Raw genomic sequence first — 7,558 nt, forward strand, 5'->3', positions numbered from 1 at the left:
GGAGCCGAAATAGTAAAACCAAATACCAAACAGTAGCATTCTGTGGGAGGAGATGGTTCGGCAGACAACTCAGGTGAAAATCGGAACCAAACAGAAGAGTGACTTTATGGAAAAACCTGCTCCTTTGAGCAGTTTTTTTTATGTCAAGGGCTAATACGGGTGCTCAGTTCTGCCCTGACTAAAGTAATGTGGTTATGTGCTTCTATTTATAGATTGTGTAGGATTGAACTTAAGTTAACGTGGCAGGTTAGCAAAAGAAGAAAATAAAAAGCAGATTCATTATTGGGTTGAATCTGCTTAACACTTTATCTGTTTTAGCAAGAACTGATTACCGTCTTCATCTACCGATTTACTGTATTGGACTTCACAATTAAACTTATAATGAATATACAGTCCTTTTTCGTTCTAGATATTAGAGTATTAGCCTTTTATTATTTTTCGTATTTTGCAAAGTCATTTAATTCATAAAGTCCAGCTGCACGAGCCGCAGTTACATAAGTATATTTACGTTCACTAACTTGACTGGCTGGATCAGGCTTTTCACCACCACCAGCTGAATCAACTTTGATAGGATATCCTACTCGATTTGCATATGCTTTTAATGTTGTTACAGCACGAGGTAGATGTTGAACAGTTGCTACAGCTATAATATTATGCAAATCATTTTGTTCAAAAATAGATACCATACCTATTGCATTACCATAGGTATCACGTGCTTGATCATCAATAAGTATACGATTAGGATCAACACCTTGTCCAACTAACCAATCACGCATAACATTGGCTTCAGCATAAGGAGTCTTAACAGCACCACCACTTAAAACAATTTTAGCATTTGGGAATCTATCAGCCATTTCTTTCGCTTTTGTTAAACGAGTTAACATACCAGAAGAAGGAGTGCCATTAGAATTTGGTGATTGACCAAAAACAGCAATAGCATCTGGAACCATATTTGTTTGTGGTTCATTACCATAATCTGCATACATATTTTCTTCAACAAAATGGAATAAATTTTTCATATCTTTTGCAGCATGTGGGGATACACGCTGCAATACTTTTAAGCGTGCATTTTCATCTTCCTTGTTTCCTTCAAACCTTTGAATCATGGAGGTAACGGCTAAAGCTTGAATATCATAAGGATTCCGCCGTAATACCTGATCCAGCTGTGAAAGTGATTCAGGAAAATTACTATTTACAAGATAAGCGTCTGCCTGTAGGCGGTATGTATTCAAATTATCAGGATTTTCCTTTGCTTTTTGATCTAATTCTGTGTACATTGCATTCCATCCCCAAGATCGATATTCGATCACATGGTCATGTAAATAAGGATCATTTTCATAAGATTTAGCATATTCGGGTTGTAAATGTTCAATAGCAGCGCCTCTACCGTCAGCTTTTGGAGCTGGAGCCGGGAGAAGAGGTGAAAATTGAATAGTAAGATTACCATATCTATTTCCGTTATTTGAATGATTTACTTGAAAAGCAGCATTAGGATTTGCTTTTGTTGCTGCATGAACATAAAATTCATTAGGTGGTATAGCACTCAATAACAACAGTCCAACAGTTGCGCTGGTTGTTAAAAATAGTAAAGGTTTTGTCTGTTTCATGTGCAATTATCCTTCCTTTAAATATATTTTCAACAGTTTAAATATAATTTTTCTTTGTAAATATTTAATAAACTCTAGGCGATTTTTTTATAAAATTTAATAAACTTTGTGTAAATACTACTTTTCAAATGTTGAAGTAGATATATAATATAGAACAAATATGTGCATATAAAGGAAATAGAAAATGATAATGTATACTGGAGATTTAATTTTTCAAATTTTAATGTTAGGTATACCAATTGCTGTACATGATCTAATAATTGGGTTATTTGTTTCAAATAGAAATCGGAAAAATCAATTAAAAGGAATAGAGGTAAAATTAGTTTAAATTGCAGAAAAAAGTTGAGCTTATTAAGCTAAAGGGCGCATTAATTGAATAAAAAAGATTTAACGCCATATTAAAGTTAGTGGATAAAAAGGGCTTTTTTGCACATACGGATAATAATTACAAGAAAGCCAATTAAAGGGGAGACTTGAATATGAATAAGACGGAATTAGTAAATGCTGTTGCCACACAAGCAGAACTAACAAAGAAAGATGCCACAGCAGCTGTGGATCCATTATTTGAAACCATCTAAATCTTGCAAAGGAAGAAAAAATCCAGTTAATTGGATTTGGAACATTTGAAGTACGTGAACGTGCAGCTCGAACCGGTCGTAACCCACAAACAGGAGAGGAAATTCAGATCCAAGCTTCAAAAATTCCAGCTTTTAAGCCAGGCAAGGAATTAAAGGAAGCTGTTAAATAATAGTTCGCATCTCTATAAACGGCTCTAGGGAACATTCCTTAGGGTCCTTTATTATTGGCTAAGTAGGAAGGCTATCAACCATATTCTGAACAGGTCTGTTTGAACAAATTTATACATTGATTTTAATAATTTTACTACATTTTTACTTGTTCTGGCAGAATGTACTCTCATTGAACACGAATTGAATATTTATGTGAAAAATTCATTTTCCGTTCAGCAATCACAAAGGATTCACCTTGGCGTTGAAAAGCTGACATACTAAGTCTGATATAATAATTGGCAAGGGAGTGATTTTGAATGGAACAACTAATTGAACAATACAAACAAGGATACTCGAAGATTCGTAAAGAACTTGAAGGACTTACAGAAGAGCAATTACTGTTTAAACCACCTGAAAAAAGCTGGAGCATCAGGGAAATTATCATCCATGTTTCAGATGCGGAACCAGTACATATCCACCGATTGAAAGCTGTTTTATCGGAGGACAATCCTTAGAAAGTATGAAAAGCTGCAATAATTTTTACTTGAGATCAATAGATGACCAAATTGAACAAAGGGGGAGTGGAACCTTAGAATGAACACCAAGCTTCCCTTTATTCTCCTTATGCATCTTTAATGCTTCTTCACGTAAAGTAGACATCTATGTATTGAGCCTGTTCAATCATAAGGAATTTATCCTCCTCTTCTCTGTCTTTTTCATTCTTAAATTCATCCAACCTGGAAAGAGGTACTTCCATTCCCATTGCCATATCCAATCGACAGGCTTTTCAAAATGCCCTTTATATGGTTCCATCCCAAGGCGTTCATATACCTCTCTTGGGGAAAACGGATATAATCTATTTCACTCAAAAAAACTAGCCTTTCCTAACAATAAATTATAGCCTTTGTTAACTTCAATAAATTTATAGACGTGTGTCAGTCTCTACAAAAAAATTAATTTTTAAATTAAGGGGACTTTTTATGTGGATCATAACTCTTTATTTAGATGCAAACATTCCCATGTTTGAATTTGAGACAGAAGAAGAAGCAAGAGAGGCTTTCAAAAACATGAAAGGCTGTAAAATTCTTTCCGAAATTGGATTAAGCTGTCCAAGATCTATGGATTAATTGCAAATTGTTTAGATTTTTTACACCAGAATCGAAGGGTGCACCTCACCACGAGTCAAAATAATCAGTTGCAAACGTGCGAAATGTTTTTGCAACAGTTGATAAGTATCGTGTTTCCACCCAAGTCAACCCAATCACTCTCTGGCAGACAGGTTCTTTAATCTTCAATTTTACCGGTGAATTGATATTGTTTTCTTTCCACCAATGGGCAGGAATAAAGGCGGTTCCCAATCCTAATTTCACCATGTCGAAGATAACCTCAGCGTCGTTACATTCAAACGCAATGTTGGGGGTGAAACCGGATCGATTACAAAATTCAATAGTTAAGTCACGGAAAACATAGTCTGCTGTAAGACTGATGAACTTATCGTTTGCAACATCACTGAGATCGATTTGGTCACGATTTGCGAAAGGATGTTTGGCAGGAACGGCCAGGTAAATATCTTCTGTTAACAAGGGATTGCAGCAAATTCCAGGTTGATGGAGTGGTGGTGAGAAGATACAAAAATCAATTTCTCCATTTTCAAGGTGATGTTGCACCCCCTTTGATGGGACTTGTAATAGCCGAATATTGACATGAGGGTATTGTGTTAGAAACGCGCTGATAAAATTCGGTAACAAGCGTGTGGTGGTCGTGCCCAAATGAACAACCCCATTTTCAAGACCGATCATGTCGTTTAATTCACTGTTTGCTTCCTCCAATTCAGTAAAGATACGTTCGACTCGTCGAAGATATAATTTCTCAAAGATATTATCCATCTTGTGTAGATAGGAAAAAGCCTATATTAATCACAGTATTCCCAATTGTGACTCCAGGTAAGATAACACAACTACCACCTATTCAGACATCATTTTCTATCTTTGTTGAAATGGCATATCCACTCTTGTTCCTGTCTTTGGGTTCGATTGAATGATCAGCAGTATAGTCCGACATTAGAGGACTATACTGCTTTTATCGTTAAATACCAAACGGGACATGTTAAAAAGGCAAACACAAAACTGTGTCCGCCTTTTTAAAGCAATGTGGAAATAGATAATTATTCGGGGTACTTAATGCTTATGCGACAGTTTGCATTCTTAAAATTGAAGGCATTTTTAACAGTAAAGAGTCGATTAAAGAATTTAATCGGCGGTTGAGGTTGTCCATTAAGAATGCCGCCTTAATTTAATAAAGAAATTAAAGCTGAAAATAAGCGAATAAATTTTCTCAAAATATATCCCCCCACATTGAAGTACAGTGTTAATATAACACCAGGTTTATTTTGACCTACAAAAACAAATCAATGTGTATCTCCAGGGCTTGTGCTTGAAATCCCATACAATCAATCTGTAAGTAAATGAAGAGAATTATACCACTGTGGTTCGTTCGGCGGACACCCTTTTATTTGTAGTAAGAGGGAAGTTAGGTTTGACTGGAGCAAAGCCGGGGTGTTTGAACGGAGATTGCGGTGCATGTACGGTTAATGTGGATGTCTGGCCGATGAAGTCATGACTTATGCTTGCTGTGGAAGCAGAAGGAAAAAAATTACCACGATCGAGGTTTAAAGGATACCCCCATTCAAAAGGCATTTGTTGAAGATTTTGCCTTTCAATGCGGACTATAACCAAATATTTTCCGGTGCACGGGCTATGCAGGAGATTGAAAAAGCAATAAAATCGGTATTACGACACGAATGAAAATGATAATTACACAGGTAGATAAACGAGATAATGTATTCAGCTTTTTGTTTTTGGAAAGGGTGATTATTTAGTTTATGGAAATTTACCTTATCTTCCGGTAACGGTGGTTTTAAAAATGTCCAAAGGATTACCATACTTTTTTTGGAAACTGGTGAAAAAACTTCATACTTACCACCCCGATTAAAAAATAAATAATTAACAAAATGTGGGATACAATAATAGTTTACATTAGCGGTAATTTGCACCAATCCGTTAAAAAGGGTCCAGATTGGATAAGAGTTTTGTTTTTTTAATAAATAATAGTTGGTGAAGTTCATTGAGTTTATTAGACTGGAAATTTACGAGGAGAAATGGAATAAAGGCTAAATTCGATAGGTTTCCGAATTCAATGGTTATTTTCAGGCGTATCAATCAATACTACTTTGTTTATACGATCGATTGGTCTGTAAATGATCCAGTAGTAACAAAGGCTGATTTGGAAACGATGGGATTATTAATGAATATGGAGTTGGGTTTAGAAACAGGCTATTTAAACCGGAAATCTAATACCGAAAGGGTATCCGGTTGAGGTGCATTTGGTGACAGTTTTTCTTAATAAAAAGGATAGTTTCTCATTGGGTTAAGGTTTAACCCGTATGGGAAACTGTCCTTTTCCATTTTTCTTTTTCAATATTTCAATGTTTATCGGAATTTACGTTATCAATGCGCTTCTCACTCATAAGCTCACTAACCGTACCAAGGCGTGGAATCTTCCGTTGGTTGCTATTACCAGGCAATATTACAGGTGCTGAATTTGAAACGTAGGGGTGCAAGTGTATGCGGCTGAACGTTTTGTAGTTGGAAATAGTTGTCCAGAGCGGGCTGTAAGGGTTTCTGTATGTGCACCAAAAACGCTCGAAGAGCTTGAGCAAGGATTGATTATACTTAAACGTTTGCTAAACGATCTTACATAATATTGTTCGCCATACAATTATGATATTGTATGGCCCTTTTTGTGTGTTACAATGATTCAAATCTGGTTCGAGGAATATAGCAAAAGAATTAGCTTTCTAGAAAGGTAGGTTAGATTGTGTTACAAAAAGATAGTGTAAAAGCGTTAGACTCTCAATCAGCTAGGTTACAAAGCTACATTAATTCTTCAGAAAAACAAAAATCGTTATATAAGCGTACATTATTCATTGTCAGTATTTCACAAATTTTTGGTGGTGCAGGGTTAGCAGCAGGAGTTACTGTTGGTGCACTTCTTGCACAGCAAATGCTCGGTACAGATGCGTTCGCTGGAGTTCCTTCCGCTTTACTTACTTTAGGGTCAGCAGGAGCAGCTTTATTGGTTGGGAGACTATCTCAACGTTATGGACGGCGTACAGGTCTGACAGCTGGTTTTATGCTTGGTGGACTTGGGGCGATAGGTGTCATAATTGCAGCGTTATTAAATAGTGTTATCCTATTATTCCCTTCACTACTTGTTTATGGTGCTGGGTCAGCAACAAATTTACAAGCTCGTTATGCAGGTACGGACTTAGCAAGTAGTAAACAGCGAGCGAAAGCCGTTAGTATTGCGATGGTTTTTACGACATTTGGTGCAGTTGCAGGTCCCAATTTAGTGAATGTGATGGGGAATTTCGCTCTTTCGATCGGTGTTCCATCACTTGCAGGTCCTTTCATTTTAGGAGCAGCAGCCTATATCTTAGCAGGTGTTGTCCTGTTCATCATGCTTCGCCCAGATCCATTAGTTATAGCAAGAACAATACAAGCGACCAACCAAGAATCTAATAATAAAGGACAATTGGCAACAACAGAACATACAGAAAACAAAAGAGGAATAACCGTTGGTGCATTGAGCATGGTTCTTACTCAAATGGTAATGGTAGCTATTATGACAATGACACCTGTTCATATGATGCATCATGGACATGGCTTGGGTGCAGTAGGTCTTGTTATTGGATTTCATATAGGTGCCATGTATCTCCCTTCACTGGTTACGGGTGTCCTTGTTGATAAGTTGGGGCGTACTGCGATGGCTATTGCTTCTGGAACTACACTGCTTCTGGCAGGTTTAATAGCAGCATTTGCACCAGGAGATTCTATGGTTCTTATGGTAATTGCTCTTTCTTTGCTTGGATTAGGATGGAATTTTGGTTTGATAAGTGGGACAGCACTTATTATTGATTCAACTGAAACCTCCACACGGGCTAAAACTCAAGGAACAGTGGATGTTTTAATTGCGTTGTCAGGAGCTGCTGGTGGAGCCTTGTCGGGAATGATTGTGGCAGGTTCAAGTTATTCAACATTATCAATTGTTGGAGGGATTTTGTCCTTATTACTAATTCCAGTGGTGATATGGTCTCGTGGTGGTAAAAAATAACCCAGATTGTTTTACGAAAACAATATTTTTGGGGGAAATATTTGTGGAACT

6 protein-coding genes and 3 pseudogenes are annotated in these 7,558 nt (G+C 36.9%); 7 read left to right on the plus strand and 2 right to left on the minus strand.

Annotation, left to right across the window (positions count from 1 at the left end):
* Positions 1 to 431: 431 nt before the first annotated feature.
* Positions 432 to 1,607 carry an ElyC/SanA/YdcF family protein gene (locus JN080_RS27840; protein ID WP_256239199.1) on the minus strand — a complete coding sequence of 392 codons (1,176 nt, stop codon included), beginning with the start codon at positions 1,605 to 1,607 and terminating at the stop codon, positions 432 to 434.
* 479 nt (positions 1,608 to 2,086) lie between these two features.
* Between JN080_RS27840 and JN080_RS27845 the strand changes: the two are divergent.
* The 3 genes and pseudogenes from JN080_RS27845 (at position 2,087) to JN080_RS27855 (ending at position 3,462) form a co-directional block, all read left to right on the plus strand.
* Positions 2,087 to 2,355 (plus strand): annotated as a pseudogene (locus tag JN080_RS27845) (HU family DNA-binding protein).
* A 297-nt stretch (positions 2,356 to 2,652) separates the two neighbouring features.
* Complete coding sequence (locus tag JN080_RS27850) at positions 2,653 to 2,850, plus strand: DinB family protein (protein WP_256239200.1); 198 nt, start codon at positions 2,653 to 2,655, stop codon at positions 2,848 to 2,850.
* 465 nt (positions 2,851 to 3,315) lie between these two features.
* The gene (locus JN080_RS27855; RefSeq protein WP_256239201.1) at positions 3,316 to 3,462 is read left to right on the plus strand and encodes a hypothetical protein; all 147 of its coding nucleotides are present in this window, start codon (positions 3,316 to 3,318) and stop codon (positions 3,460 to 3,462) included.
* A gap of 45 nt (positions 3,463 to 3,507) precedes the next feature.
* Here the strand turns inward: JN080_RS27855 and JN080_RS27860 are convergent, their stop codons facing one another.
* Positions 3,508 to 4,134: a LysR family transcriptional regulator substrate-binding protein gene (locus tag JN080_RS27860; RefSeq protein ID WP_256239202.1), complete on the minus strand. Its 627-nt coding sequence runs from the start codon at positions 4,132 to 4,134 to the stop codon at positions 3,508 to 3,510.
* A 685-nt stretch (positions 4,135 to 4,819) separates the two neighbouring features.
* On the opposite strand from JN080_RS27860, the pseudogene JN080_RS27865 reads away from it, so the two are divergent.
* The 4 genes and pseudogenes from JN080_RS27865 to JN080_RS27880 form a co-directional block, all read left to right on the plus strand.
* Positions 4,820 to 5,060, plus strand: a pseudogene (locus tag JN080_RS27865) ((2Fe-2S)-binding protein); the annotation flags it as partial.
* A gap of 470 nt (positions 5,061 to 5,530) precedes the next feature.
* On the plus strand, positions 5,531 to 5,710 hold the full coding sequence (locus tag JN080_RS27870) for a hypothetical protein (RefSeq protein WP_256239203.1): 180 nt from the start codon (positions 5,531 to 5,533) through the stop codon (positions 5,708 to 5,710).
* Positions 5,711 to 5,886: 176 nt separating this feature from the next.
* Positions 5,887 to 6,095 (plus strand): annotated as a pseudogene (locus tag JN080_RS27875) (PLP-dependent aminotransferase family protein); the annotation flags it as partial.
* 113 nt (positions 6,096 to 6,208) lie between these two features.
* A complete protein-coding gene (locus tag JN080_RS27880) occupies positions 6,209 to 7,507 on the plus strand; it encodes an MFS transporter (protein ID WP_256239204.1) in 1,299 nt (432 codons plus the stop codon).
* Positions 7,508 to 7,558: the final 51 nt, after the last annotated feature.

The organism is Bacillus sp. EB600 (assembly GCF_024494385.1).
Classification (GTDB): domain Bacteria; phylum Bacillota; class Bacilli; order Bacillales; family Cytobacillaceae; genus JAEVLT01.

Bases quoted from the DNA above. Each gene is read 5' to 3' on its own strand.
- JN080_RS27840 (WP_256239199.1), bottom strand. From the start codon at position 1,607: ATGAAACAGACAAAACCTTTACTATTTTTAACAACCAGCGCAACTGTT.
- JN080_RS27850 (WP_256239200.1), top strand. From the start codon at position 2,653: ATGGAACAACTAATTGAACAATACAAACAAGGATACTCGAAGATTCGT.
- JN080_RS27855 (WP_256239201.1), top strand. From the start codon at position 3,316: ATGTGGATCATAACTCTTTATTTAGATGCAAACATTCCCATGTTTGAA.
- JN080_RS27860 (WP_256239202.1), bottom strand. From the start codon at position 4,134: ATGATCGGTCTTGAAAATGGGGTTGTTCATTTGGGCACGACCACCACA.
- JN080_RS27870 (WP_256239203.1), top strand. From the start codon at position 5,531: ATGGTTATTTTCAGGCGTATCAATCAATACTACTTTGTTTATACGATC.